Annotated in this window: 22 protein-coding genes and 1 pseudogene; 3 read left to right on the forward strand and 20 right to left on the reverse strand. The window is 48.2% G+C overall.

What is annotated here, in order from left to right; genetic code table 11:
• Positions 1 to 2 precede the first annotated feature (2 nt).
• The 3 genes from KJS69_RS21420 to KJS69_RS21430 form a co-directional block, all read right to left on the reverse strand.
• Complete coding sequence (locus KJS69_RS21420) at positions 3 to 914, reverse strand: carbohydrate ABC transporter permease (protein WP_213585827.1); 912 nt, start codon at positions 912 to 914, stop codon at positions 3 to 5.
• Between the two features lie 15 nt (positions 915 to 929).
• Positions 930 to 1,895 (reverse strand): ABC transporter permease, encoded by a 966-nt coding sequence (locus KJS69_RS21425; RefSeq protein ID WP_213585828.1) that lies wholly within the window; start codon positions 1,893 to 1,895, stop codon positions 930 to 932.
• A 424-nt stretch (positions 1,896 to 2,319) separates the two neighbouring features.
• Positions 2,320 to 3,921 (reverse strand): plasmid pRiA4b ORF-3 family protein, encoded by a 1,602-nt coding sequence (locus KJS69_RS21430; RefSeq protein ID WP_213585829.1) that lies wholly within the window; start codon positions 3,919 to 3,921, stop codon positions 2,320 to 2,322.
• A gap of 579 nt (positions 3,922 to 4,500) precedes the next feature.
• Between KJS69_RS21430 and KJS69_RS21435 the strand changes: the two genes are divergently transcribed.
• Positions 4,501 to 4,932 carry a hypothetical protein gene (locus tag KJS69_RS21435; protein WP_213585830.1) on the forward strand — a complete coding sequence of 144 codons (432 nt, stop codon included), beginning with the start codon at positions 4,501 to 4,503 and terminating at the stop codon, positions 4,930 to 4,932.
• 592 nt (positions 4,933 to 5,524) lie between these two features.
• Here KJS69_RS21435 and KJS69_RS21440 read toward each other — a convergent pair.
• The 4 genes from KJS69_RS21440 to KJS69_RS21455 all read right to left on the reverse strand — a co-directional run bounded on the left by KJS69_RS21440 (position 5,525) and on the right by KJS69_RS21455 (position 8,361).
• Complete coding sequence (locus KJS69_RS21440) at positions 5,525 to 6,142, reverse strand: ABC-2 transporter permease (protein ID WP_213585831.1); 618 nt, start codon at positions 6,140 to 6,142, stop codon at positions 5,525 to 5,527.
• Positions 6,126 to 7,001 carry an ABC transporter ATP-binding protein gene (locus tag KJS69_RS21445; protein WP_213585832.1) on the reverse strand — a complete coding sequence of 292 codons (876 nt, stop codon included), beginning with the start codon at positions 6,999 to 7,001 and terminating at the stop codon, positions 6,126 to 6,128. The genes KJS69_RS21440 and KJS69_RS21445 overlap by 17 nt, the downstream gene beginning before the upstream one ends.
• A 2-nt stretch (positions 7,002 to 7,003) precedes the next feature.
• Positions 7,004 to 7,378: a GntR family transcriptional regulator gene (locus KJS69_RS21450; protein ID WP_213585833.1), complete on the reverse strand. Its 375-nt coding sequence runs from the start codon at positions 7,376 to 7,378 to the stop codon at positions 7,004 to 7,006.
• A gap of 530 nt (positions 7,379 to 7,908) precedes the next feature.
• Complete coding sequence (locus tag KJS69_RS21455; protein WP_213585834.1) at positions 7,909 to 8,361, reverse strand: hypothetical protein; 453 nt, start codon at positions 8,359 to 8,361, stop codon at positions 7,909 to 7,911.
• A gap of 298 nt (positions 8,362 to 8,659) precedes the next feature.
• Here KJS69_RS21455 and KJS69_RS21460 point away from each other — a divergent pair.
• A pseudogene (locus KJS69_RS21460) lies at positions 8,660 to 8,857 on the forward strand (tyrosine-type recombinase/integrase); the annotation flags it as partial.
• Between the two features lie 89 nt (positions 8,858 to 8,946).
• On the opposite strand, the gene groL reads toward KJS69_RS21460, so the two are convergent.
• The 6 genes from groL to KJS69_RS21490 form a co-directional block, all read right to left on the reverse strand.
• Positions 8,947 to 10,575, reverse strand: a complete 1,629-nt coding sequence (gene groL / locus KJS69_RS21465) for a chaperonin GroEL (RefSeq protein WP_213585835.1) — start codon at positions 10,573 to 10,575, stop codon at positions 8,947 to 8,949.
• 71 nt (positions 10,576 to 10,646) lie between these two features.
• Positions 10,647 to 10,928 carry a co-chaperone GroES gene (gene groES, locus KJS69_RS21470; RefSeq protein ID WP_213585836.1) on the reverse strand — a complete coding sequence of 94 codons (282 nt, stop codon included), beginning with the start codon at positions 10,926 to 10,928 and terminating at the stop codon, positions 10,647 to 10,649.
• Positions 10,929 to 11,378: 450 nt separating this feature from the next.
• Positions 11,379 to 12,134, reverse strand: coding sequence for a twin-arginine translocase subunit TatC (gene tatC / locus KJS69_RS21475; protein WP_213585837.1), 756 nt, complete (start codon positions 12,132 to 12,134; stop codon positions 11,379 to 11,381).
• Between the two features lie 58 nt (positions 12,135 to 12,192).
• Positions 12,193 to 12,447, reverse strand: a complete 255-nt coding sequence (locus KJS69_RS21480; protein WP_213585838.1) for a twin-arginine translocase TatA/TatE family subunit — start codon at positions 12,445 to 12,447, stop codon at positions 12,193 to 12,195.
• A 229-nt stretch (positions 12,448 to 12,676) separates the two neighbouring features.
• Positions 12,677 to 13,168 (reverse strand): MogA/MoaB family molybdenum cofactor biosynthesis protein, encoded by a 492-nt coding sequence (locus KJS69_RS21485; protein ID WP_213585839.1) that lies wholly within the window; start codon positions 13,166 to 13,168, stop codon positions 12,677 to 12,679.
• Between the two features lie 161 nt (positions 13,169 to 13,329).
• A complete protein-coding gene (locus KJS69_RS21490) occupies positions 13,330 to 13,938 on the reverse strand; it encodes a 5-formyltetrahydrofolate cyclo-ligase (protein ID WP_213585840.1) in 609 nt (202 codons plus the stop codon).
• A 243-nt stretch (positions 13,939 to 14,181) separates the two neighbouring features.
• Here KJS69_RS21490 and KJS69_RS21495 point away from each other — a divergent pair, with 243 nt between their 5' ends.
• On the forward strand, positions 14,182 to 16,110 hold the full coding sequence (locus KJS69_RS21495) for an ABC-F family ATP-binding cassette domain-containing protein (RefSeq protein WP_213585841.1): 1,929 nt from the start codon (positions 14,182 to 14,184) through the stop codon (positions 16,108 to 16,110).
• On the opposite strand, the gene KJS69_RS21500 is transcribed toward KJS69_RS21495, so the two are convergent.
• From KJS69_RS21500 to KJS69_RS21530, 7 genes are all read right to left on the reverse strand, one after another.
• A complete protein-coding gene (locus KJS69_RS21500; protein WP_213585842.1) occupies positions 16,086 to 18,749 on the reverse strand; it encodes an alkaline phosphatase family protein in 2,664 nt (887 codons plus the stop codon). The genes KJS69_RS21495 and KJS69_RS21500 overlap by 25 nt on opposite strands.
• 1,395 nt (positions 18,750 to 20,144) lie before the next feature.
• Positions 20,145 to 21,188: a tRNA (adenosine(37)-N6)-threonylcarbamoyltransferase complex transferase subunit TsaD gene (gene tsaD / locus KJS69_RS21505; RefSeq protein WP_213585843.1), complete on the reverse strand. Its 1,044-nt coding sequence runs from the start codon at positions 21,186 to 21,188 to the stop codon at positions 20,145 to 20,147.
• Positions 21,185 to 21,652 (reverse strand): ribosomal protein S18-alanine N-acetyltransferase, encoded by a 468-nt coding sequence (rimI, locus tag KJS69_RS21510; protein ID WP_213585859.1) that lies wholly within the window; start codon positions 21,650 to 21,652, stop codon positions 21,185 to 21,187. Before rimI ends, tsaD begins: the two co-directional genes overlap by 4 nt.
• A gap of 31 nt (positions 21,653 to 21,683) precedes the next feature.
• On the reverse strand, positions 21,684 to 22,682 hold the full coding sequence (gene tsaB / locus KJS69_RS21515) for a tRNA (adenosine(37)-N6)-threonylcarbamoyltransferase complex dimerization subunit type 1 TsaB (protein ID WP_213585844.1): 999 nt from the start codon (positions 22,680 to 22,682) through the stop codon (positions 21,684 to 21,686).
• Positions 22,679 to 23,167 carry a tRNA (adenosine(37)-N6)-threonylcarbamoyltransferase complex ATPase subunit type 1 TsaE gene (tsaE, locus tag KJS69_RS21520; protein ID WP_213585845.1) on the reverse strand — a complete coding sequence of 163 codons (489 nt, stop codon included), beginning with the start codon at positions 23,165 to 23,167 and terminating at the stop codon, positions 22,679 to 22,681. The genes tsaB and tsaE overlap by 4 nt, the downstream gene beginning before the upstream one ends.
• Before the next feature lie 3 nt (positions 23,168 to 23,170).
• On the reverse strand, positions 23,171 to 24,190 hold the full coding sequence (thiL, locus tag KJS69_RS21525) for a thiamine-phosphate kinase (protein WP_213585846.1): 1,020 nt from the start codon (positions 24,188 to 24,190) through the stop codon (positions 23,171 to 23,173).
• 241 nt (positions 24,191 to 24,431) lie between these two features.
• A partial coding sequence (locus tag KJS69_RS21530) for a zinc ribbon domain-containing protein (RefSeq protein ID WP_213585847.1) occupies positions 24,432 to 24,775 on the reverse strand: 344 nt, incomplete at its 5' end.

Here is a 24,775-nt window from a genome sequence, read left to right on the forward strand (position 1 = left end):
AATCAGCCTTTGACGGAACCAATCATAACTCCTTGCACAAAGTACCTCTGCAAAAATGGATAGACAACAATAACCGGCAGCGATGAGACAATAATGACCGCATACTTGACGAGCGCGGCCACTTCCGCTTTGTTGTTCATAGCCGCTGCGACCGAGGAATCGACCGCCGTTCCTTTGGCCTGTGCGGACATCTCCTGGAGAACGAGAATCTGACGCAAAATCATTTGCAGCGGGTATTTCGTCTCTTCGTTCAAATATATAAGAGCTCCAAAGTAACTGTTCCAGTGTCCGACCCCATAGAACAAAGCCATGACAGCAATGATTGGCGCCGACAGCGGCAGGACGACCTTAACGAACAGCCTCAGGTTGGTGCAGCCGTCGATATGAGCGGCCTCCTGCAATTCCTTCGGGATTGTCGATTGGAAGAAGGTGCGCGCCACAATGATATTCCATACGGATGCCGCTCCAGGCAAAATGAGCGCCCACATGCTATTGACGAGTCCCAAATTTTTGACAAGCAAGTAGCTCGGGACCAGACCGCCGCCGAAAAACATCGTGACCATAAACATCCCCATGAAGAAGCTTCGTCCCATAAAATCTTTGCGGCTCAAAGCATAAGCCGCGGGCAAGGTGACGAACAGATTGACCGTGGTTCCGACCAGCGTATAGAGAATGGTGTTTTTGTAGCCTGACCATATTTTGGCGTTCTCGAATACCCTCACATAGCCTTCGAACGTTATTCCTTTAGGAAATAACCACATTTCACCCGAGTTGACCAGCTTCGGGTCGCTGATCGATGCGCTGATAATATACAATATGGGGTACGCCACAATGACGAATGCCATTAGGAGATAAATGTAGTTGAAGATGACGAAGATTTTGTCCCCTCTCGTTTCTTTCACAGCAGCCACCATGCAGAAATCCCTCCTCTACCACAAGCTTGTTTCACTGGTGCGGCGGGCAATCTGGTTGACCGTAACGAGCAATATAGCGTTAACTATCGAATTGAACAACCCTACAGCTGTGGAGAAACTGTATTGGGCATCCAACAGACCTGAACGATACACGAACGTCGAAATAACGTCCGAGGCTTCCATGTTAAGCGGGTTCTGGAGGAGCAGGATTTTCTCAAAACCAATACTCAAAATACTGCCCATGTTCAGGATAAGCAAAATCGTAATGGTAGGAATGATGGTCGGAATGTTAATGTTCCAAATCCGCTGCCAGCGGCTCGCTCCATCCATAATGGCCGCCTCATACAGCTGCGGATCAACTCCCGATAAAGCGGCTAAATAGATGATCGTTCCCCAGCCCGTGCTCTGCCAGACACCGGACAGAACATATACCGTCTTGAACCAGGCCGGATCGGTCAGGAATGCCGGTGCATCGATTCCTATAAAATTTAGAATGTGGATAATAATTCCGGTTGTTGGGGATAAGAACGTGATGATGATCCCGGCCATGACGACTACGGAAATAAAATGCGGGGCGTATGTCACGGTTTGCACGGTTCTCTTGAAGAAAACTCCTTTAGCTTCATTAAAGGCCAACGCCAGTATGATGGGAAGCGGAAAACCTACAGCCAATTCATACAGGCTGATGCTGAGTGTGTTCCACAGCAGGTCCCAGAAATAGTAGGAGTTGAAAAATCGTTCGAAATGTTCGAAGCCTACCCAAGGGCTGCCCAGGATTCCCTTGGTCGGGATAAAGTTTTTGAAAGCGATCTGAATTCCGTACATCGGGCCGTAGTGGAATATCAGGAAGTAAAAGAACGCAGGTGCAATAAACAAATAGAGCTCCCAGTTTTTGAGCAGCTTTCTCCAGAACGATTTCCTTTTGTTTAATCCGGCCGGTTCCAAATTCATTGCAAGAGTAGTCTGTTCCTTTCCTTGCATCGGCTCCTCCCTCCTTGATAAATTTTGCAGCACATGGCTCGTTATGTTTAACTTGTTAAATGCCGCACTACTTTCGTTAGCGCTTACATAATTGATTGTAGGCAATTTCTTTGAAGCACGTAAATATGTCGATTATGCATTGTCATTTGGCAATCGGTTAAATCGGCCAAACTGCATGGTTATCGGATTTCCCTCTTCCGGCCCCCTTCTCTTGTCCTGCCGCAAATCCCACAGAATTGGTCATAATTGATGTACGGATTACTTATCAAATTTTACATACTTTTAGTTTCCATACATCGGCACACGAAAATAACCCGCCCAAGTTACCGGATGACGGGTGATTTCCGCATATTTTCTCGAAGGTTCCCTCCAAAGTGTTATCTTTGGGACGGTATGCCGTACGTCCTTATTTCTTTTGCAAACGCTAGAGAACCCCCATTGACAACATCGATTCCTTAACGTGCTCCATGACCGGAAGTTTGTTTACCCTCTCAAGCTGAATACCTAATCGTTGGCATAGCTTGAGTAGTACGCCATAAGCCTGATCATTCTCCACCCATATCCGAGACGGAATCGAACCGACGGCCTCTACGCTACTCACTAAGTGATGTTGCAAATGATGGTTAAGATCATCTTCCGGACCCACCAAATCATAAGTTAGCACCTGGCCCGATCGCTGATCCAGACACATGTGGAAACGAGGATAATAGGGTCGCTCGTCTTCTTCCTCTTGGACAGGGGTTGGTCCATAAAATAGCCCATATTCCCATACAGCAGAGTCTTGTTTGTAATTTTTCTTGATCTGAGCCTGCTGGATATCGGATATTACCGATTCGCAGACTTGCGATGAAGATGCGGGTGGTTCGATGTTCAACCAACTATCTTTCCATAGGGTTCTGTCTCCCTCTATGGTGGAGGAACGTGTGAATATCCGGCTATCGTCACCGCTATTTAGAATATGCGGCTCCTTTCTCACCCGCTCCAATACAATCAAAGCCTGCTCTAATACCCGAATCAGGAAATCCGCCTCCGCTTCGCTCAAATGCCATGGGTAATAGCCTGGTTCATAGCTGCGGAAGCTTGGCCAAGCCTTCCGACCTCTGAACTTCATACCTGTAAGTTGGATTAACTCATATTCATCAGCACTCAGGTCCTTACGATCTTCAAAGGATAGAAGCAAGGACTTCTGCACGAAAGCCGCATCAGCTTCTTTCAATTCTCCGCTCATGATTTGAAGAAGTGCTCTCAGCCCTTCCTCCCCTTTATAAACAGCCAAACCGAATAGCTCCTGACCTTCGCCCAATACGCTGCAATATCCGACTTCCCCGGACTTTTCATCCGCCACGGCGAAGAGGTCTATATCACTCATCCACATCCATGGCTGAAGCTTGTTGAATTGTGCCGCAAGAGAAAACAGCTTGTGCCATAGCGCCGCTTCGTCGATGGCCTCCTGCGCACGCATCGCAAAATCAGCACCCGTCAGCGGAAAGCTATTCTCCCTTATCCGTTGATTGATTTGCTTCATAATAACAGCCCCGTCGCTTTCCTCGACTTCTTCGCCCCAAATACCGCCGCTATCCTCTTCCGGAGCTTCCTTAACCGCTTTGATGCAAACCGGATACTGCATGTCCGCAGAAGGAGCGATTAATTTCTCCAACACAATGCGATGAACCCAGTTATCTCCGAAATCATAGGTATACAAGCACGAGTCCTTCTCGACAAACAGCCAGTCACTCACAATCTCTTCCCTCTCGTCAAAATACAGAGGCGTCCACCCTTCATCATATTCAGGATTCCCAATAGTAGCCTCGGAAGGACGGGGGTAACCTGCAATATCGAATGATTCCTTTTCCTCCAGCTTGTTCCTGGGCACATCTTTCACCGTGAAGCAGTGAAGATGATAATCGTCCCAGTCGAAAGCCATTTGCAAAAGGTGATGAAGCTGATAAAATGTCATTTCTTCGTCTACAAGCAATCTTCTCCATACACCCGTATGTTCAAGCGTTATTTTTAATTGATAAATCATAACAGACCTCGCTTCGCTTTTTCTGGAATAAAAGCTTGCATGGATAGAGTCTTTAGAACTAGGTTAATCCGTTAATTTTAAGTTGCGGTGTCACGGGCTTCAGCAAGAAAGATGCCAAAGGTGCCTGCTTTTAATAAAGGAAAACAAAATAAGGTGCAATTGTACACCCCAATTCTGCCAATTTACCCATTTTGGGGATTAAGGTGTGAAAGTGCGCTCTATTTTCTACGATTTTTAAAAAAACGATGATTTCACCCATTTAGAGGGTATTGTTGCACTCGAATGCCCATTTCGGGAAAAAGGTTGGAATTTAAGAGGCACTATTGCACTTCAATCCGCCTCCATTTGGCTACCGTTAGAAGGAGATTGGGCATCAAACACTGATTGCAAGATGGAGCCACAATTAATATAAAAAATTTGTTATACTAATTCTATAGATCCGGCAATGAACGTCTGGTAAAACCCTATCGGAGTCCTTCGAAGCTTCAATCTCTCTTATTGTATTCCTGTAGTGAGACAGGCCTACGGATGCAGGAATACAAAATCTTCAACTAATTATAACATTGAAAGGATATCTACATGGAGCAGAAGTTAAATTTAATACTTAAAGAACTACAAGCATTAAATGATCGGGTCGCTTCAATTGATGATCGAGTGACTTCACTTGATAATCGGGTAGCCTCACTTGATGAGCGAGTGACTTCACTTGATAATCGGGTAGCCTCACTTGATGAGCGGGTTGCTTCACTTGAATCTGGGCAAAAGGAAATCAATCAAATAGTGACCGTTATACGTGATCGTCAAGAAGAGTCAGATGCTAAACTAGAAGCCCTCTCAGTTAAATTCAATAAACTTCACGGCATAGTGGTTGGACATACCGAAAAAATAGAGAACATTGCTAAAGGCCAAGAAAGACATGAAGGAATTCTCGGAACGTTAGCACTTCGCTCAATCGAACACGAAACAGAACTTCGTAACTTAAAAGGACTCAAAACCGTCATTAATGCTTGACGCAAGCAAAGGAGAAGCGAATTTTGAGCACTTAACATGGATTTCGTCAGAAAAGTAACGAATAGTGACGCGTTGAAACATATTGTTGATCTTTCTGAAAGCTGTTAGTGATTGAGTCCATGATGTATTGAATAAGGAAGTTGCAGCAATCGAAAACCCCCTCTCCAGGTCGAGCAAGTTGTAGAAAACCTGCAATTCTGCAGGCTTCTAGGCTCTTTTGATCCGTTTCCCATCCAAGCCTGCAAAAATACAGCCTTTTGCTCGTTCTAGGGGTGATCGAATGGTTTTATACGGAAATTACTGTATCATTGCAGGCTTTTCTCTCGGGCGCTCGATTTCGATTCATAATAGCTGTAAAATTGCAGGAATTCGCATCCGCTAGAAGGCATCACGGACAAAAACAATCATAGCTTTATTATATTTCCGGGATAATTTCTGTATTATATAGATTACGCCGTGTAGGGTCAAAATCCCTATCTAAACAACTGTAACATAATTTAACTATTCAGTATCATAGAATTGAAATTTGTCAAATAGCGGATGCAAGCGTGAAACGACCCGCTCGCCTGTTTTGTTTAAGTTAAAGATCGCATTATAAAATCTCTCTAGCCTTGTAAATTTTTATGGACAGCCTCCAAGACAACATATATAAACATAGGGCTATCAATAAACCGAAGCCAAATAGCTTCCCATCGCTCAATGTTTGGGGAATAATGAGTGTATCGGACAGGTACAAATACAAATAGTAGAATGAATACGCCCCTGCAATGACAATGAGAATATACAATATGAGCAATACAAAAATGACATTTCGCTGTGAAAGCCAATAAAAAATAGGGAAGCATAATGCCCCAGAGAGCATCATCAAAACAAAACTACCGATCAATTCTTTCCAAAGCGATAGCTCCCATCCCCCTTTGAAGATCGGCTCAATCATCATAACTGTACTCATACAGATTATCGTAACGACTAGTAAACTCGAATACCGGGCACCGACGATTTCACTTCGGATAAAAGGCAGAGCGTTCCATAACTTATGTCCATTCGCTTGCTCATCTGCATAGAATGCATTCATCGTTATAATGGCGCTCATTAAAGCGATAATAAATATGGCATCTTTATCTAAAAACATAAAGAAGAGAAGCATGGCAAAATACATGAGCCATTGAAATTTATGGATGGCTATATCCTTTTTAATTAACTGAAGCATCTGCTTTACCTCCCCGAGAATAATACATGATCTCTTCCAGACTCGCTTTTTCAATAATGACTTCATTCCCAAACAGCGCTTCAACTGTTTTATAGTCTGAGGTCAAAGCTTCAAACCCATTATCTGTCCGTGTAATTGAGAGAAAATATTGCTCGGTATCCCTATCAAGTAATTCCACCCCACCCCGAACGATGGCATATTTCTCTTCGATCTCATGCAATCCTTTCGAGAATACGATCTGCCCCTTTTGAATCAAAGTGATATAATCGGCTAAAGATGATAAATCACTCATAATATGAGTCGACAAGAAAATCGTCTTCTCCTCATCCAACATAACTTCATGCATCAGCTTCATAAATTCTCTGCGAAAGATGGGATCGAGGTTAGTTGTCGGCTCATCCATAATGAGGAGATCAGCATGATGGGATAACGCAAATGCGAGAGAGGCTTTCATTTTCATTCCAGCTGAAAAAGACTTCATATTCTGCCGGAGAGGAAGCTCAAACCGATCACAATATTGATGAAATAATAGATCGTCCCATTGTCGATAGCAAGGTGCAATCAGCTTCTTCATATCAGACAAGTCCAATTCTTTGTATAAAATTTCATCATTAAAAACGAACCCGATTCGTTCCTTTATTTTCTTTTCGTTCTCTTTGTAGTTCATTCCCAATACACGGACCTCACCCGAGTCAGGCTGATGCAAGTTCATGATCATTTTGATAATGGTCGATTTCCCGGCTCCATTCGCACCGATAAACCCGGTCACAAACCCCTTTTTGACTTTCAGTGACAAATCCGTAATGCCAAAGCTTCCGAATGATTTATTTACATTCCGTAACTCGATAGCATGTTCCATCTTCATTTCTCCTCATACAAAATGGTTATCCATTCTTTAATGTCTTGCAGTGACAATCCAACCTCTTTACTATTGGCTATTACTTCTACTAACTTTTCTTCGATTGTCGTCAGTTTTTTTTCTTTCATCACATCTGCATTCTGCTCTGCGATATAGGAACCTTTTCCTACGATCGAATATATGAATCCTTCTTTCTCTAACTCTTCATAGGCACGCTTTGTCGTAATGACGCTAATATGCAAATCCTTTGCTAATTGACGCATCGAAGGAAGGGCGTCTCCTTCAATTAATTCCCCCGATAGCACTTTTTCCTTAATTTGATTTTTGATTTGATTATAAATCGTCTCTTTGGAACTATTCGAAATCAAAAATTGCATTCTTTGCTCCTCCTGTAGCTGTCATTACGATTTTATATACACATTATATACAATATATACAAAGTATACAACGAAAATTTGCATTATAAAATTATCCAAAAATCATGGAGAGAAAAATAATAGGCGATGGACTCCCCCCTGAGAGTTAAATCAATGGTCCATACTGCTTTGGAGGGCTGCCAATTACAAGCGGCCAAACATTGAACTTTTCCCCTTGGACTTTTTGAACTTCTCTAGGAAATTTTCACTTAAACTTGCCGATCACGTATGAAAAAAGCGAATTATTTTAGCACCTGTTAGCAATACTGAACAAAATCAGGAATGAGATGGATGGTCACAAATGCAACCATAAGAGGATTTAAAACGAAGAGGCCCACTGAATATATTTTCCTTCATGCTCCTACCTCCAGAATGAGAATAGCCCCCGGAATCCCGAGGGCATAAAAAATACGCCTACCGCGGCGTGTGTGTAGTTTTCGAAAAAAAGAAGAAGGACCATTGTTCAATGGTCCTTCTTATTGGTCAGAAAGCTATTTCATGATGAAAAATTGAGGATCGGGACCACCAATTCTCCCATCACTAGCAAATACATACACATGCACCTCAAGCAATCTGTTTTGAGGAAGTATAGGTATGTGGTAGTAACTACTGTTTGAATTTGGATTTAAATTGGGATAAACTCCACTATCATATACTATTTCACCAGAATTAGGATCATAAACAAACAACCGTACTTCTGGGAAGCTAACACCCGGGTTAGAGGAATATTGATTCCACGTAACAGTTAAACCGTGCGGAAAAGGTGCATACACCCCTGCCGGATTATTAAATGTTCCGACTGGCGCAGTAACATTAACCCAGACGTCGGATCGAGCAACAGTATTTTCCGAGGAACTCGTAGAAACCGAAGGTGTTGCACTTGCTCCAGCAACTGAAAACATCAACAGTAGGCTCATCATCAAGAAAGCGATTGATCTTTTCACTGATTCTTCCTCCTATCTATTGTTTTTAGCTGGCCAGCTATCTCTACTATACATGGAATTTGTTGGAAATACAAGGATAATGATGGAATTTTTACAAACTTGTAGAATTTTTCATAATTAAATAGATTCTTCTGGCTCTGGCCCGGTGCTTCCTCAACCTCGATCGTAATAGATTCACTATTGATAAAGTCGTCGTTATCCGTCCGGATCGTCACATCTCCAGCAATCTCAGCCTGGTAAGTCAACACGGCAACACCATCAACAGCTTTGACTGTCTGCTTGGTATCGTTAAGCCGAAAACGTACATCTCACTCCTCACTCACTTCGACACACTCATACTTCTTTACTTGCGGAAGCCAGAGCAACTTTAGATGAGATAATGGATCGTCTCGTTCATAAGGATGATGATACCACTAGGCATATTTATTTACACATTACTAAGCCCATGAAAAAAGAGACTTCCCGTAAGTTTTCTCAACTCATGGAAAGTCTCTAATTTTTTTACCCTTCAATGTTACCCTTTTGTTACCCACTAAGTAACTATTTCAGGATAAACCCTTGATGCTACAGGCTTTTCAGCCCGTATTACATCATGCCGCCCATTCCACCCATTCCGCCCATGTCAGGCATAGCCGGCTTATCGGGTTCCGGTTTGTCGGCAACAACAGCTTCAGTGGTCAGGAACATAGCTGCCACGGAAGCGGCGTTTTGCAGCGCGGAGCGGGTAACTTTGGCAGGGTCTACGATACCTGCGTCAATCATGTTTACCCATTCGCCAGTAGCTGCGTTGAAGCCTACGCCAAGCTTTTCGCCTTTGAGGCGCTCAACAACAACGGAGCCTTCCAGACCCGCATTCGAAGCAATGATGCGCACAGGCTCCTCCAATGCGCGGAGAACGATGTTCACACCGGTTTTCTCATCGCCGGAAGCTTCTACGCCTTCTACCGCTTTGTAGATGTTAACCAGAGCCGTACCTCCACCGGATACGATTCCTTCTTCTACAGCAGCACGAGTGGAGTTCAATGCGTCTTCGATGCGCAGCTTGCGCTCTTTAAGCTCGGTTTCTGTAGCTGCACCTACTTTGATTACAGCTACACCGCCGGACAATTTAGCCAGACGCTCTTGCAGTTTTTCTTTATCGAACTCGGAAGTCGTTTCTTCCAATTGAGTTCTGATTTGCGAAATGCGGACGCCGATGTCCTTCTTGTCGCCGGAACCGTCCACGATAATGGTGTTTTCTTTCGTTACACGCACTTGACGGGAACGTCCAAGCTGCTCTACGCTAGTCGATTTCAGCTCTAAGCCAAGCTCTTCCGTAATCACTTGACCGCCAGTCAAGGCAGCGATATCGCCAAGCATAGCTTTGCGGCGATCTCCGAAGCCAGGAGCTTTAACCGCAACGCAAGTAAATGTTCCGCGCAGTCTGTTCACTACGAGAGTAGCGAGAGCTTCGCCTTCTACATCTTCTGCAATGATCAGCAATGGACGGCCTTGTTGAACGACCTTCTCCAATACAGGAAGAACTTCCTGAATGTTGGCGATTTTCTTGTCGGTGATCAGGATGTACGGCTCGTCGAGAACAGCCTCCATTTTATCCGTATCGGTAATCATGTAAGGAGAGATGTATCCGCGATCGAATTGCATACCTTCGACCACTTCCAGCTCCGTAGCGAAGCCTTTGGATTCTTCAACGGTAATAACTCCGTCATTTCCGACCTTTTCCATAGCTTCGGCAATCAGTTCGCCTACTTCGTCGTCGCCGGAAGAAATAGCGGCCACTTGAGCGATGGAGTTTTTGCCTTCGATCGGCTTGGAAATTTTTTGCAATTCGGCTACAGCTGTTTTTACAGCCCCTTCAATCCCTTTGCGGATAACCATAGGGTTGGCGCCGGAAGTAACGTTCTTCAGTCCTTCGCGAATCATCGCTTGAGCCAATACAGTAGCGGTTGTCGTTCCGTCTCCGGCTACATCGTTGGTTTTGGTAGCTACTTCTTTAACAAGTTGAGCTCCCATGTTTTCAAAAGCATCTTCCAGCTCGATTTCTTTGGCAATCGTCACACCGTCGTTAGTAATCAACGGGCTTCCGAATTTCTTCTCAAGAACAACGTTGCGCCCTTTCGGACCCAAAGTCACTTTTACCGCATTCGCTAAAGCGTCTACTCCACGGAGCATCGCACGACGTGCGTCTTCGCTAAACATAATGTCTTTGGCCATGTTTATAAAACCCTCCTGTTTCAATATGATTAATATTTACGGTCTTGTCCCAGAACCGGTATCTATCGGGTTTAAGCTAATACAGCGAGAATGTCGCTTTCACGCATGATCAGTAGCTCGCGGCCTTCGAATTTTACTTCCGTGCCAGCGTATTTGGAGAAAAGTACCCGGTCTCCTTCTTTCACTTCCAAAGGAATGCGCTCCCCGTCCTTCAACGCTCCGCTGCCTACTGCAACGACTTTACCTTCTTGCGGCTTTTCTTTGGCCGTATCCGGTAATACGATACCGCTAGCAGTAGTTTCCTCCTTAGCAATGGCTTCGATTACAACGCGATCGCCTAAAGGTTTGATCATGGATAAATAGCCTCCTTTAAATTTTGCTTTAGCGGCCTATGTAGCCGAATTAGCACTCGTTATGTTCAAGTGCTAATAACACTTTTTATCATAAACATTTTCCCAACCTTTTGCAAGTAGTTTTGGGGGAATTTTCATATTTTTTTAACACACTCGAGTACATAGGATCAACGGATATATGGATCTCGTCAACGGCTTAATCTCGAAATCAATGCTTGACTGCTTTTTCTGCCAAACTAACTGCGCAAGCTCATGGCGGGACGAAATAAGAGTACAAATGCTCTAACTTTGAATTGAAAGTTAGGTGCTCAAGTGCTATAAAACCTTTTTCACCAGTCTGAGAAGGGACATTTAGCCTCCAAGTGCTAATTACGCTTCTTAAGTCTTTGTTCAACAACAACTTAAGCCAGGGATCTCCCTGGCTTACTAGGCGGTAACGCATCTATAGGCTTAATTCTCTCCATACTCCTCTTCCCATTCCCGATCCTTCTCCAGCTGCTTGCGGTAGATGCTTCCCGACAGGAAGACACTGAACTCGTACAATAAAATAAGCGGAATGATGACGAGAATATCCGAGATTAAATCAGGAGGCGTAATCACCGTTCCGATTATAACGAGCACCATGTAGGCGTATCTCCGCAATTTGCGCAGGCGCAGCGGGTTAAGAATCCGCAGCTTCGTCAGAAACATGACGACAATAGGAAGCTCGAACAATAACGAAATGGGGAGTAGGATATTAAACATGAACGAAAAATATTGAATAATGCCATAGGTTTCCGTGAGCCCGATATTACGGTTAATGGTCGATGTAAACTGGAAGGCCATTTTAAAAACAACAAAATAAGAAAAAGCCAGTCCAAAAAGAAACATCGCCACCGTAAACGGAATATACCTCAAGGTCGCCTTCTGTTCGCTCTCTCTCAATCCCGGCTTAACAAAAGCCCATATCTGATAAAGAGTAAACGGCAATACGACAATCAACGCTATAATAAAAGCGAACTGCATATAAATATTGATTCCATCCCATAGGGCGAAAGCATTCCATTCGATCTCCGATGCGGGAGGGACGGATTTGAAATATTCCAACAGATGAATCGCTGCGAAGAAGCCCCCGATCATCGCGATGACTAGAACAACAATTACCCAGATCAAGCGTTTGCGAAGCTCCGTCAAATGCTCGACCAGGGTCATCGATTCTTCCTGCATAGCTTCACCAACCGATCTTCTCTCTATAATGCGTCAGTACGAAACCGCCGAAATGGAATTAATCCGGCAGTCTTTTCGTATCGCGCGGACGATCGGAGTCTTCGGACATAGATACACGGGAGTCCGTATTGTCTTGATAAACCTCTTTACGCTTGGGTTGTTCTTCATCCGACATGATATCTTTAGCTCCGTTCTTGAACTCTCTCAATGTTCTGCCAAATGCGCGTCCCAGCTCCGGAAGCTTATTCGGTCCAAACAACAAAAGAGCGACCAGAATGATCAAAATAACACCGGTTGTTCCGATTCCAGCCATATTGCACACCCTTTCCATTAGTTTGTATTGTTAACGACGGGAGGGAATCCTCCGCTTTTTCAACCTGTCCCTCTGTTCCGATCATTGCTCTGACTTTAAAAACAAGCAAGGACAGCATCGAAACAAAGCCTATCACGACATTAAACTAATAGTCCCATTGTAACCCTAATCTAATCCTCTGTACAATTTACAATTTATTGAACAAGTCCCCAGCTACCAACAACCGATTTTATGAATTTCCATTGTTCGCTCCCCTTAAAGAGCTAAGCGCCAAAGGAAGCTGCTCAATTATGGCCGCCAAACCTTCATGAACGCCTTCAGGCTTGCCGGGCAAATTAACGATCAACGTCGAGCCGCGAATTCCGCTAATCCCACGGAGCAGCATAGCCTCCGGCGACTTTTGCATGGCTTTCATTCGCATGGCCTCTGCAAGCCCCGGGACTTGCCTGTCTATCACCTGAAGCGTTGCCTCCGGAGTAACGTCTCTTGGACCGAGCCCCGTCCCGCCCGCGGTGAAAATCAAATCAGCCTGATAATAATCGGTCATTTCAATCAATGACGCCATAATTTCTTTTATTTCATCCGGAACAATCCGGTATTCTACAATCTCTCCGTTCATTTCTTCCTCGACCAATTCGCGGATGACCTGGGCACTGGTATCTTCCCTCTCGCCTCTGGATCCTTTATCACTGGCGGTCAGAATGGCCACTTTCCAGCGCATGAGAGCTCCTCCTCTTCCATAACTGTTATCCAATACCAGGATTCTGTTCGTGAAATAGGGTTAGCGACCATACACCCCTCCCGGCAAATTAATGACAGCGATGGGGGGAACAGAAGGTATGGCGTTTAAGTTTCGCATTATAATAATATTACTATATAAAGCTAGCGGATCATGACGCTCTCCGTAATTAGAACGTCCACCCGATAGTCGTGCTTCTCTTCCGGCACTTCCGGAATGATCTGAACGTCGAACGCAAGGGCGATTCGGACAGGTAATGGCAGGCATTGCCGTTCGAACCCGGCCAAAAAGCGGTCATAATAGCCGCCCCCATAGCCTAAACGCCTCCGTTGATCATCGAAAGCCAGGCCAGGCATAACGATGCAGCCGATCTGATCCAGCTCCTGCAGCCTCGGACATTCCGCTTTAGGCTCGCGTATCCCCCATGGGCCGCTTAATTCCACTTCTTCCATAGAAGAAATAATAACCGGCTCCATCTCTTTAGAGAGCGTATTGGTACGGGGAACGGCTACAGGAATCCCCCTGCTCCAGCCCCATTGCATGAGCGGCGAAACATCAAGCTCGGTACGGAATGGAAGGTAAACAAAAAGCGCTCTCCCTCCGGACAACAAAGCAGGCTCTTCCGCTAAATAACGGATCGCCCCCCGGCAAATCGTCTCGGATTTGACCCGGCGTTCGGATTCGGGTAGCGCGGATCGTCGGGCTTCCGCCTGTTGACGAAGCAATCGTTTCCGGTCCCTATCTATCATCATACTTGCGTTGCCTTTCCAGTTTCTAATATATGCCTTCCACCATATTGTAGCACATCGGCAAAGAGAATAAAAAGACGGTCCAAAAAAATTACATAATCGCTATAAAGACTATCCTCTGCACTAGTGTAAAGACTTAAGATCAGCTAAACTATAGTTAGTCCGTTAACCCACGAAAGTCTCCGCAAGAAGAGAAGGGCAAGCGGGGACCAGAGTGCAAGTATTTTATTCGGAGGTTTACTAAAAATGCTGCTTCAAGCTTCAAATATAAGTAAAAGCTACGGAGTTCGCCCGGTGCTTACAAATATATCACTGCAAATATTGGAACGGGAAAGGATTGGACTGGTCGGCGTGAATGGAGCGGGCAAATCGACGCTTCTGCAAATTTTGGCCGGAGAGCTTTCCTATGACAGCGGCGAGATTTTCAAAGCTAAAGAGACGCGAATCGGCTACTTGGCCCAGAACAGCGGTCTGAATTCAGATCGGACGATCTATCAGGAAATGCGTGAAGTATTTGCCCATCTTCTGAAGCTGGAGCAAGAGCTTCGCGAGCTGGAGACCCGTATGGCCGACCCTGACCTGCTTAGCGACGAGAAGCGCTATGAAGAAACTATGAATCGCTATGCGTCCCGATCGGAATCGTTTCGCGAGCAAGGCGGCTACGAAATAGAAGCCAAAATTCGCGGGATTCTCCACGGAATGGGATTCGGCGATTTCCCTTCCGACACGATAGTCCACACGCTGAGCGGCGGGCAGCGGACGCGGCTGGCTCTGGCCAAGCTGCTTCTACAGGAGCCCGACCTGCTCATGCTGGACGAGCCGACCAACCATCTCGATATCGAAACGTTAACCTGGCTGGAGGACTATCTCCGCGGGTATCCCGGCTCGATTCTCGTCGTATCCCATGACCGGTATTTTCTCGATGCTCTGGTTCACACGATCTATGAAATCGAGAGGCATTCCTCCCGCCGTTACACAGGGAACTATTCCCGTTATATCGAAACGAAGGCGGCAGAGTATGCGGTAGAATTAAAGCATTATGAAAAACAACAAGAAGAAATCGCCAAGATGGAAGATTTCGTCCAGAGAAATCTCGCCCGCGCCTCCACCACCAAACGGGCCCAAAGCCGCCGCAAAGCGCTGGAGAAAATGGATCGGCTGGACAAGCCGCTCGGGGAATTGAAGAAAGCGTCCTTTTCCTTCGAGATCGAACGGCAATCGGGCAAAGAAGTGCTGCATGCCGAACAGCTGGCGGTCGCTTATGACGATAACGAGCTGTTTAGCCAGGTTTCCTTTCATCTGGACCGGGGAGAAACGGTAGCGTTAATTGGCCCTAATGGAATCGGCAAATCTTCGTTATTAAAAGTATTGACCGATAGGCTCACACCGAAGCGGGGAACCTTCTACTGGGGAAGCAATGTCACTATCGGATACTATGATCAGGATCAGTCCGGCTTGAATCCGAATCATACTGTACTCGAAGAGGTGTGGAGCGCGTATCCTCATTTGGAGGAAGCCCGAATTCGTACCGTGCTGGGCAATTTCTTGTTTAGCGGCGAAGAGGTGTTTAATAAAATTGCCTCTTTAAGCGGCGGGGAAAAGGCCCGGGTGTCCCTGGCGAAGCTGATGCTGCTTAACGCGAACGTGCTCATTCTGGATGAGCCGACCAACCATCTTGATCTTTTCAGCAAAGAAGTTCTGGAGGCTTCGCTTATCGATTACGAGGGAACCTTGCTATTTATTTCTCACGACCGATATTTTCTTAACAAAATGGCGGAACGGGTGCTGGAATTATCGCCAGCCGGGATTACAGCCTATTTAGGGAACTACGACGATTATGTAGAGAAGAAAGAAGAGCTAGCCGAGCTAAAGGCCGAACGGGAAAAAGCAGTTGCCGCGAACGCCAGCAAGAAAATGGTGATGGAAGAGCCGTTGACCGACTATGAAGCGGATAAACTGGCCAAGCGGGAAGAACGCAGCCGCAGACGCAAGCTCGATCAGCTGGAAGCAGACATTGCAGCCGCCGAGCGTACAGCGTCAGAAATCGAGGAAGAACTGGCTCAGCCGGAAGTATTCAACGACTACGTCCTCGTTCAACAAAAAAACGATGAGCTCGAGCAAACAAAAGCTCAGTTGGAGCAGTTGTACGCTCAATGGGAAGAACTGATGGAATGAGCGTTCTCCTCGACAGCGACAAGCAGCATAGGAACAGTGGCGTAAGTGATCATCGTTCCAGCGGCGACAATACCGGAATCGTTGAAAACTAGGGCTACTACTGCACCCATCGTAATTGCGATCCACCCGTTAACCAATAGAGGATAAGCCTTTTTCCAGCAGAGCATTCTGCGAGGCGGTTTCAGCAATAGGGCGGCAATGACCAGCACACAAGTCAGTACGACTTTGCTCCAGATGGAGACGCGGATCAAATGAAGGTTCATCTTTAGCTTCCTAGCGATGATGGAGCGAATCTCCCCTCCATTCCCGGCCAACAGGTAGCGGAATGAATCACCAATATGGCTGGAAGACGCCCCCTTTAAGACAGCATTAGCCACCCATAGAACAATTAGCGCGGTGATCAACAGAACAAGTATAAGCCATATTGTCCGAATGCGGGGTCGGGGAGGCCGGTCAGCCGTCCCCAGACCCAGCCAGGACATCCCCAAGGCTACTGATGCAGTAATTGCTCCGCCCGCATTAGCCCCGCCTGACGGCATCGCCAGGTAAAGCAGCAGCGCGGCATAGCCTCCAGCCAATCCCCAGACCAGCAGCGGCTTGGCAGCCAAGCTTCCTTGGCGCCAAGAGATCCTGCTTGCTCTCCTCCCATTCTGAGCCCAAGCCATCGTTCCTAAAGCAGCCGAACCGACCAGCACACCCATCAGTTCATTGCCCATCCCATAGAATCGGGCTCCAATGATCGGATCATAGCCAAGAACGGAACGCTTCATTACCTCTGCCCCCGTCCATCCGTCCAGCAGCAGCACCGATGCGGTAACCACACCAATCAAGCTGAAAGCGGCCAGCAGATTCATTCGCGCCAGCCCTGCACTTATCGCTGCCAACATGACAACAAGCAGGACAACCTGGCTGATGTCTATCCACGTCCCATAACTTCCATGACTAGCTGCGGCATGGACTCCGCTCCCCCCTTGACTAATGACGAGACCCGAACCTCCCACTCCCCAGCCCAATGCAAATAACAACACCGGGGCAACCAGAATAGACCACAAGAGAGCCCGCATGATTGGACTGTCCCTGTTTTTTTGAAACCAGACGAAATACAGACCGAAGAAAAGCACAATCATTTCATAGACCGTAAAAGCGGTCAATAAAGGAGGTCTGAGCCGATAAACAGCCTCCATCCGCCCCAATTCCCGCTGTAAAAAAGAGAGAGGCTGTTCATAGGGCTTGATGCTCACTGCTTTGCCGGTCCAATCCTTCTCATTGCCCAAACCTAACCGATCTGTGATAGTAGGGGTCAAATCCAATAATGTGACTATTCCGTCGCGGCGGGTCGACTCCGTTCGGACCAACCCCCGCTGTCCGTCCTTCCGATAAAGCAACAACGGAGACATCGTCAGCTTTCGCCGATTCGCCTCCGAGTGAACTCCGGGGGACAGAATCCATAGCTCTTCATTGTCCCCTATTTGATTACGAACGGTTCCAATAAAATGGTCGATCTCTTTAAGCACGACTTGTTGGTGGGCCAAGAAGCTGTTCTCTGAATAACGAGACTTGAAAGTATAAAGCCTCTGCAGGTCCCCCAGTTCCAAAAGGGAAATCGAGCGATCAGCTCTTTGCCGCCATTTGTTCGTCAGGAAAGAATAGTCCGTCGTCACTCCCCCAGCATGATAAGGGGAGGGCATTAATGTAGCCTGGCTCACATCTCCCTGCTCTACAGTGCCCTGACGAGTCATTAAGGCGAAGGCAGCATAACGACGCAGTCCTTTACCTGAACCCGTTCCTTCTGATTCTGCTTCCCCTTCCACATCTGCATTTCCCCACACGTTCGTCTGGATATAATTCCTTCTTAGCAAGTCTCCTAACGAACCGGGACGCCCCCGATAAGATGAGGACTGATTCGCCCGCCTCATGCGGTCTATAGACGGGATCACGATGGCCTCCTGGCCCGAATCCGTTCCTGTGTATCGCCGGTAAATCAGATTAGCCGAATACCCTTCTACCTTTTCCCGCTGAGTATAAGCCTGCGCAGGGCCGCTCACACTCCGTCTTCCTGAGCCGATCGACACGTAGCTGTCCTTGCCACCTTGTCCTGCTAACCGCGTATTAACTGCTCCCAACGCTCCCTCTCGTAGGAGACGCTGAAGCTCGGGCATCTGGGTCAGCCACGGTTCCGTTAATTCCAGGAACGATAGGCCGGGAATAGAAAGAATCGTCAGACGCTCCGCTGTTTCGCTCTCCGATACCCTCTCTCCATCGCTGACTCCACTACTGGCATCGTTACTTATATCACTGTGTTTGCCACTGCTCATACCACTACTGATACCACTACTGATACCACTATGTTCACTGCTGCTTATACCGAGACTACTGTGTTTACTGCTGCTTATACCGAGACTACTGTGTTTACTGCCGCTGATACCGAGACTACTGTGTTTACTGCCGCTGATACCGCTGCTGATACCACTGCTTATTCCGCAGCTAACTCCTCTTCCGCCCCCGTACCAGTTTTCTCCCGACTCCGAGTAGACTTGGGCCAAAGAACCCAAATAAGCGAACAGCAAAATATAGCCTGCTGTTATCAACAGCCAAACAAGAAGTAGTACTAAGGAACGGAGCCCCGATCTCAAGTTCATCTTTTTCCTCCCGGACATGTTATCCATTCCTATAGTATCCATTCCCTCCGCAGCCCATCCCTGTACTGCTAGCACCCGACAATCCATGCAATCCGAGTGCCGTGCTAGATGTTATGGGTCTACAGAAAGTCGACAAGAAGGGATGGAGCACATGACCCGATTCCCATCCTCGCCCTGCGACATTTGTCTCCAGCGCTCATTCGTATGTTGCATGCCCGGCTACCAGGCTAAATTTTATGAAAAAGTAAAAAACTATCGAACTAATTGTTATCCACATCGTTATCCACATAGAAAGTTACAAAAATTTAAAGATATAACGGAATAATTCGTTCTATCAACAGATTTATCCACATTATCCACAGTTTTTGTTGAAAAAACTATCCCAAAAGGAGCACGTCCTTCCCCCTTACTCTCCCAACAACTTTTTTAGTTTATACACATTGTCCACATGGGTTGTGGATAACTATGTCCACAGAGACAGAAGCCGCTTCACCTTCCTTCATTTTCCTTTATATGTCTTTATCTACCTTCACCAGCTAAAGGATCCTATTTTGTTACTTCATGCCGTTTAAAAATTGGTTGAAATTAGCATCCCTCTTCTCTTATCGCAATTAATGTTATGGATAGAAAATTCTAGTAACGTAAGAAACATCTACAGTCAGGCGTTAAAAATATTGTTCATTCATCCATTCATCCATCCATCCATAGTGGGGAACTTATTCACATGTGGATAAAGCGGGAGCTGTCGAGCATTGAGTGAGGCATGCTTTGTGGAAATATCGCTGGGGAGGCTTTATCAGCAGATCCATTGAGGAGCCAGTGACGTGCAAGAGTGCATGTCTTTTTGCGGAAAGCGATCATTAATCCGAGAAGACGTGCAGATATGCATGTTGATAGCCATTAAAATCGAGAAATCGGACCCATCGGTAAATTTACCTGCATTTTCGCATTAGATTAGTCAGTTTCAACTAAATCTCTTCTAAAGACCTGCATTTTTGCCGGTATTACACACTGCAGGCTAACTTTTTCGCCATTGGGTTGATCGATAGTTGTCATAAGTTTCTCACCATTCGGTTGATCATCGTCATGCAACGCCGTAGCGTGGACAACTGCACCCTGCATTAAAAAATGTGGCTCAGTTAGAGTGCATAAGTGCACTCTAACTGAGCCACATTTGATATTTTATCTATTAAGGTGCAAAAGTGCCCTTTAATCTCCCTTTTTTGGAAAATTCCCGATTATCGGTAAAATAGGGTGTACTTTTGCACCTCGTTTGCTAAAAAAGAACAAAAAATCTAATTCAAGTGCACTTATGCCCTTCATTTAAAAATAGTGGGGGCGAGCATAGCCCCTTTACCTCTTTCAATGTTTGTTCATCTATTCCATTCCATGCGACTACACAGACCACTTTTCCAAAGACAAAAGCGGTTCCGCCTTCAGATCGAATGGAGAGAATTGTCCTCGAACATATTTCAAATAGGCGGCCGCCCCGATCATCGCCGCATTGTCTGTGCATAATTCGAACGGCGGGACGATCAAGGGGATTCCCTCCTCTTCGCATCGTCTGCCGAGCTCGGCCCGCAGCCCGCGGTTCGCCGCGACTCCTCCTGCGAGAAGCAGCTGTCGGGCGCCATTCTCCTTGGCGGCCCGCACCGCCTTCTCGACGAGCACGTCGATGACCGACTCCTGGAAGCCTCGCGCCACATGCCCCGGCTCAAGAGCCTGCCCCTTCATCTTCGCCTGATTCAATACGGCCAGTACGGCCGATTTCAATCCGCTGAAGCTGAAATCGTAGGAGCCCGGCTCGAGCCAAGCTCTCGGCAGCGCTATGCTCTCATCCGCTTCATGCGCCAGCCGGTCAATGTGCGGGCCTCCCGGATAGGGCAGCTGCAGGGCGCGTGCGACTTTGTCGAACGCCTCTCCGACCGCATCGTCCCTCGTTTGTCCAAGAATCCGGAAGCTCCCTTCCGATTCCACATGGACAATATCGGTATGCCCGCCCGACACAACAAGCGCAACAAGCGGATATTCCAGCTCTTGAACCAGCCGATTCGCGTAGATATGCCCGGCAATGTGGTGGACGCCAATCAACGGCAGCTCGAGCGATGTCGCCAGCGCCTTGGCCGCTACCATGCCGACCAGCAGCGAGCCGACTAATCCCGGGCCGTGGGTCACCGCGACCGCGGATAAATCACGAGGCCGGATGTTCGCCTCCCTCAGAGCTTCCTCCATAATCCACGTGATCGTCTCCACATGCTTCCGGGAAGCTACCTCTGGAACAACCCCGCCGAATTGGCGATGAGTCTCGATCTGACTCGAGACTATATTCGATCTCACCTTCGTTCCGTCTTCCACGACCGCAACCGACGTCTCGTCACAGCTTGTCTCGATGGCCACTATATAACAAGGCGGCCTGTTCTGCTTTTCCGTATCCTTCATTCGCTCCCGTCTGCTCCTTCCGTCGATGCCTGAGGGAAGCTTCCCAACTCCGCCCACATGATAATGGCGTCCTCATTGTTATCCGAGTAATATCCTTTGCGTACCCCGCTGGCCTCGAAGCCCAGTTTTCGATACAAATTCCGGGCAATTTCGTTCGATTCCCTTACTTCCAGAGTCATTCGGGAGGCTCCCAAATAGCCTGCCGTTTTCTTCAGCTCAACCACGAGCCGTTGTCCCAGCTTGAAGCCCCGGAATTTCTCCCTGACGGCTATATTGGTCACATGAGCTTCGTCCATAATCAACCACATTCCGGCATATCCGGCTACTTCACCGTTATATTCCATAACCATATAGCGGGCAAAATGATTGTTAACCAGCTCATTGTAAAAAGCACCGGCAGTCCAGGGAGTCGTAAATGACTCCTCCTCGATTAGGCAGATCTGCTCAATATCCTCTACCTTCATAAGCCGAAAAACAAGCGTCGGCGCGGTTTCGTTACGGGCGATTTTCCCCACCCCTTTTTCCTGCCGCTCCTGCCGGAGGTTTAACCGAGTTTTTGGCTAGAAGCTTGGCCTCTGCCTCAGCCAGCTGCGTATAATTGGGCACCAGCCGGTGAACATCCTCTTTGACTCCCTCTGCGCTCAGCCGCAAGGCCAGCCTGCCGACATCACACGCATGAATATCGTGAGGATAAGCTCCGGAGGTTCCGTCCCACAGCTCCGCCATTCGATCGATCGCTTCAGCGAACGCCGCCACTTCCCCGACGAACCAAATTTCGTGAGGCCTGTCCGCTTCCGGTTTCATCGGTGCACCCGCACTGCCTGCATTGGCAGCCGCTGTCGGGCTTAACGCCGGTTCCGCATTTGGGGCCGCTTCAGCTTCAGCTTCTGCGACCGCTTCCGCGTTTGCAGTGGCATCCGCATTTGGAGCCGCGCCAGTCTCCGCCTCCGCTGCCCTTGCTTCCGGGCCGGCGGCTTTCGCCAGCTCCTCCACCCAGACGTCCATCAGCCGGATTCCGTCTTCGCGAATCCGGGTCCATCCGTCGGCGGCAGACGCGAACAAGGCGGTATAGACCTGCCCCCTGCGGGCGTCCATCAGCGGCACGATCCAGCGGTGCGTATGCTTGCCGTGGGCTTGCGCCAACGAATCGGCCGCTCCCAGCGCCATCGCTTCCAGGCTGGAAACGCCGATAACCGGCTGATCCAGCGCCCAGGCCATCGTCTTCGCCACCGTGATGCCAATTCGGACACCGGTATAAGAACCGGGTCCGCGGCCCACGGCAAATCCGCTTAAATCGGCCGGACGCAGCTTAAGCTCGCCCAGCAGCTCATGAATCGTCGGCAGCAAATACATCGAATGATTGCGCTCTGCTTTCGTGTTCCGTTCGCCCAACAGGCGATTCCCTTCGATCACCGCCACGGTCATCGAGGAGGTAGAGGTGTCCAGAGCCAGCCAAGCGCCGCCGGATGAGGGTATAGTGTAATCTTCTGTCATAGGATAACTCCGTTCTGTTTCAGCGTTTCGCATCCCTGCATATAGACCTGACCTTCCGGAGTGAGGTGAAACCGCCGCTCCTGCAAGCCTTCCGTTTCAATATAAATCGTGAGCCGTTCGGCAGGGAGCAAGGAGTCGATTCGACTTGCCCACTCCACTACCGTCACGCCGCCGCCATAAAAATATTCATCGAGGCCAAGCTCATCCGCTTCTTCCTCGCTAATCCTGTACACATCCATATGGTAAAAAGGAAGCGTCTTCCCTTCATATTCTTTAATAATCGTGAAGGTCGGACTGTTAACAACATCCGTCACTCCAAGAGCTTTAGCCAGCGCTTGAGAGAACGTCGTTTTCCCGGCTCCGAGATCTCCGTCCAAGGCCAGCACTGTTCCCGGCGCCATCAGCGGGACCAGCGCTTCGGCCAGACGGGACGTATCCTGTTCATTAGCCGCATAATAAGTAAATTGCGCCTGCGTGGTGATCATCCCCTAAGCGTCAAAATGGTTATAGCCTCGCCTGCCCAATGGCTCCGATGTTCCGTCGCAGCGAAGCAGCCGCACTCCCTGGAATTGATCGCTCACTGTCCCGATTACCGTCAGCGGAATCCCCTCTTCCCGGAACAGCTCCTTAACCTTGTCTACGCCCTCGAGGCGCACCGTTCCGAGCAGCTGGTAATCCTCGCCGCCGGCCAAGATCCATTCCAGCGGGTCCTGTCCCGTCAGCCTTCCGTATTCCGCGACATCCGGATGAACGGGAAGCCGCTTGGCCTCCAGCAGCAGCCCGACGTCGGAAGCTTCGGCGATCTCCGCCGCTTCGCTGGCCACCCCATCGCTAATATCGTTCAGCGCTCCAACGAAGCCGGATTCCAGCAGCAGCCTGGCTGCTCTCACCTGGGGCTCCGGCCTCTGATGCGCATGAACGAGCGATTGGTACGGCCGCGGCAGCTCTCCGAGCGTGTCGGCGGGCTGCTGGCTCCGCAGCAAATAATCGAGGCCGGCGGCAGAGCCTCCCGGGTAGCCCGTGACGAACACGGCATCCCCCGCACGGGCGGAGGAGCGAACAATCGCCCGTCCCCGCTCGACCGCTCCGATTATCGTCACGGTGAGGACGATACCTCCTGAAATAGAAGAGGTATCCCCTCCCGCTACCGTTACCTGGAAGCGATCCGCGCATTCGTACAGGCCGTCGTAGATTTGGGTCAGCCGCTCAACAGGCACCTCCTTGGGTACGCTTAACGACACAAGAGCATAGCGCGGTACTGCGCCCATAGCCGCCATATCGCTAATGTTCGAGGCCATCGCTTTGTAACCGACATCGCGGTCCTTCATCGTCACCCGCTTAAAATGAATTTCCTGCACCATCGTATCGCAGGACATGACGATTTGCGATCGTTCGGGCCAATCCGCCACCGCGGCGTCGTCTCCAATCCCGACAACAAGCGGCGGGAGGTCTTTGCCGGACGAAGCTCTGCGTTCGGTCAGACGGCGAATAAGAGCAAATTCGTCCATACGTACCGGCCACCTTATTCAGTATTGACCATATTATAGCCCTCCATTTAAGATGTCGCAAGAAGGCCTGCGGAAGAGAAGCGGTTCGCGGATAAGAGAGCAAACAACGTCATTGCGTCAACAACTCATGACTCAAGTCACGAGCTTGTAACTGCCCGGAAGTGAGTGCGGCGGTTAGCCTCCTTCCTTGGGGTGGCGTTACCATAGGCAGGTTGACTGCTGCCCGATTGCATAGGTATACCTATACAGCCACTTCAGCGATGTACTGGATTCCAATGCGCTGAAGATTCATGGCGCCAATGCGATCATCATTCGAGCGATACCCGCACTTCTGACAACAGAAGCGGTGCCTCTTCTTATCCCGATTGGCTCTCTCTGTATGCTCACATTTGGGGCAGGCTTGTGAGGTGTAACGAGGATCGACCGCCATTACTTTGCCTCCATGGAGGATGGCCTTATACGTGATCATCTGGCGCAGCTGATAGAAGGACCAAGAAACGGTTTCATAACGATCCTGGACCCGAACCCGCTCTGTACGGTTTCGAACACCCGTTAAGTCTTCCAGTACAAACAACGTATGGGCCC

Origin of the sequence: Paenibacillus sp. J2TS4, assembly GCF_018403245.1 — a bacterium.
Lineage (GTDB): Bacteria > Bacillota > Bacilli > Paenibacillales > NBRC-103111 > Paenibacillus_L.

Bases quoted from the DNA above. Each gene is read 5' to 3' on its own strand.
- thiL (WP_213585846.1), bottom strand. From the start codon at position 24,190: ATGGACGAATTTGCTCTTATTCGCCGTCTGACCGAACGCAGAGCTTCG.
- KJS69_RS21500 (WP_213585842.1), bottom strand. From the start codon at position 18,749: ATGAACTTGAGATCGGGGCTCCGTTCCTTAGTACTACTTCTTGTTTGG.
- tsaB (WP_213585844.1), bottom strand. From the start codon at position 22,682: ATGACAGAAGATTACACTATACCCTCATCCGGCGGCGCTTGGCTGGCT.
- KJS69_RS21435 (WP_213585830.1), top strand. From the start codon at position 4,501: ATGGAGCAGAAGTTAAATTTAATACTTAAAGAACTACAAGCATTAAAT.
- KJS69_RS21480 (WP_213585838.1), bottom strand. From the start codon at position 12,447: ATGGCTGGAATCGGAACAACCGGTGTTATTTTGATCATTCTGGTCGCT.
- KJS69_RS21420 (WP_213585827.1), bottom strand. From the start codon at position 914: ATGGTGGCTGCTGTGAAAGAAACGAGAGGGGACAAAATCTTCGTCATC.
- KJS69_RS21485 (WP_213585839.1), bottom strand. From the start codon at position 13,168: ATGCGCTGGAAAGTGGCCATTCTGACCGCCAGTGATAAAGGATCCAGA.
- KJS69_RS21440 (WP_213585831.1), bottom strand. From the start codon at position 6,142: ATGCTTCAGTTAATTAAAAAGGATATAGCCATCCATAAATTTCAATGG.
- KJS69_RS21490 (WP_213585840.1), bottom strand. From the start codon at position 13,938: ATGATGATAGATAGGGACCGGAAACGATTGCTTCGTCAACAGGCGGAA.
- groL (WP_213585835.1), bottom strand. From the start codon at position 10,575: ATGGCCAAAGACATTATGTTTAGCGAAGACGCACGTCGTGCGATGCTC.
- tsaE (WP_213585845.1), bottom strand. From the start codon at position 23,167: ATGATCACCACGCAGGCGCAATTTACTTATTATGCGGCTAATGAACAG.
- tsaD (WP_213585843.1), bottom strand. From the start codon at position 21,188: ATGAAGGATACGGAAAAGCAGAACAGGCCGCCTTGTTATATAGTGGCC.
- KJS69_RS21495 (WP_213585841.1), top strand. From the start codon at position 14,182: ATGCTGCTTCAAGCTTCAAATATAAGTAAAAGCTACGGAGTTCGCCCG.
- tatC (WP_213585837.1), bottom strand. From the start codon at position 12,134: ATGCAGGAAGAATCGATGACCCTGGTCGAGCATTTGACGGAGCTTCGC.
- KJS69_RS21430 (WP_213585829.1), bottom strand. From the start codon at position 3,921: ATGATTTATCAATTAAAAATAACGCTTGAACATACGGGTGTATGGAGA.
- KJS69_RS21450 (WP_213585833.1), bottom strand. From the start codon at position 7,378: ATGCAATTTTTGATTTCGAATAGTTCCAAAGAGACGATTTATAATCAA.
- groES (WP_213585836.1), bottom strand. From the start codon at position 10,928: ATGATCAAACCTTTAGGCGATCGCGTTGTAATCGAAGCCATTGCTAAG.
- KJS69_RS21425 (WP_213585828.1), bottom strand. From the start codon at position 1,895: ATGCAAGGAAAGGAACAGACTACTCTTGCAATGAATTTGGAACCGGCC.
- KJS69_RS21445 (WP_213585832.1), bottom strand. From the start codon at position 7,001: ATGGAACATGCTATCGAGTTACGGAATGTAAATAAATCATTCGGAAGC.
- rimI (WP_213585859.1), bottom strand. From the start codon at position 21,652: ATGAAGGTAGAGGATATTGAGCAGATCTGCCTAATCGAGGAGGAGTCA.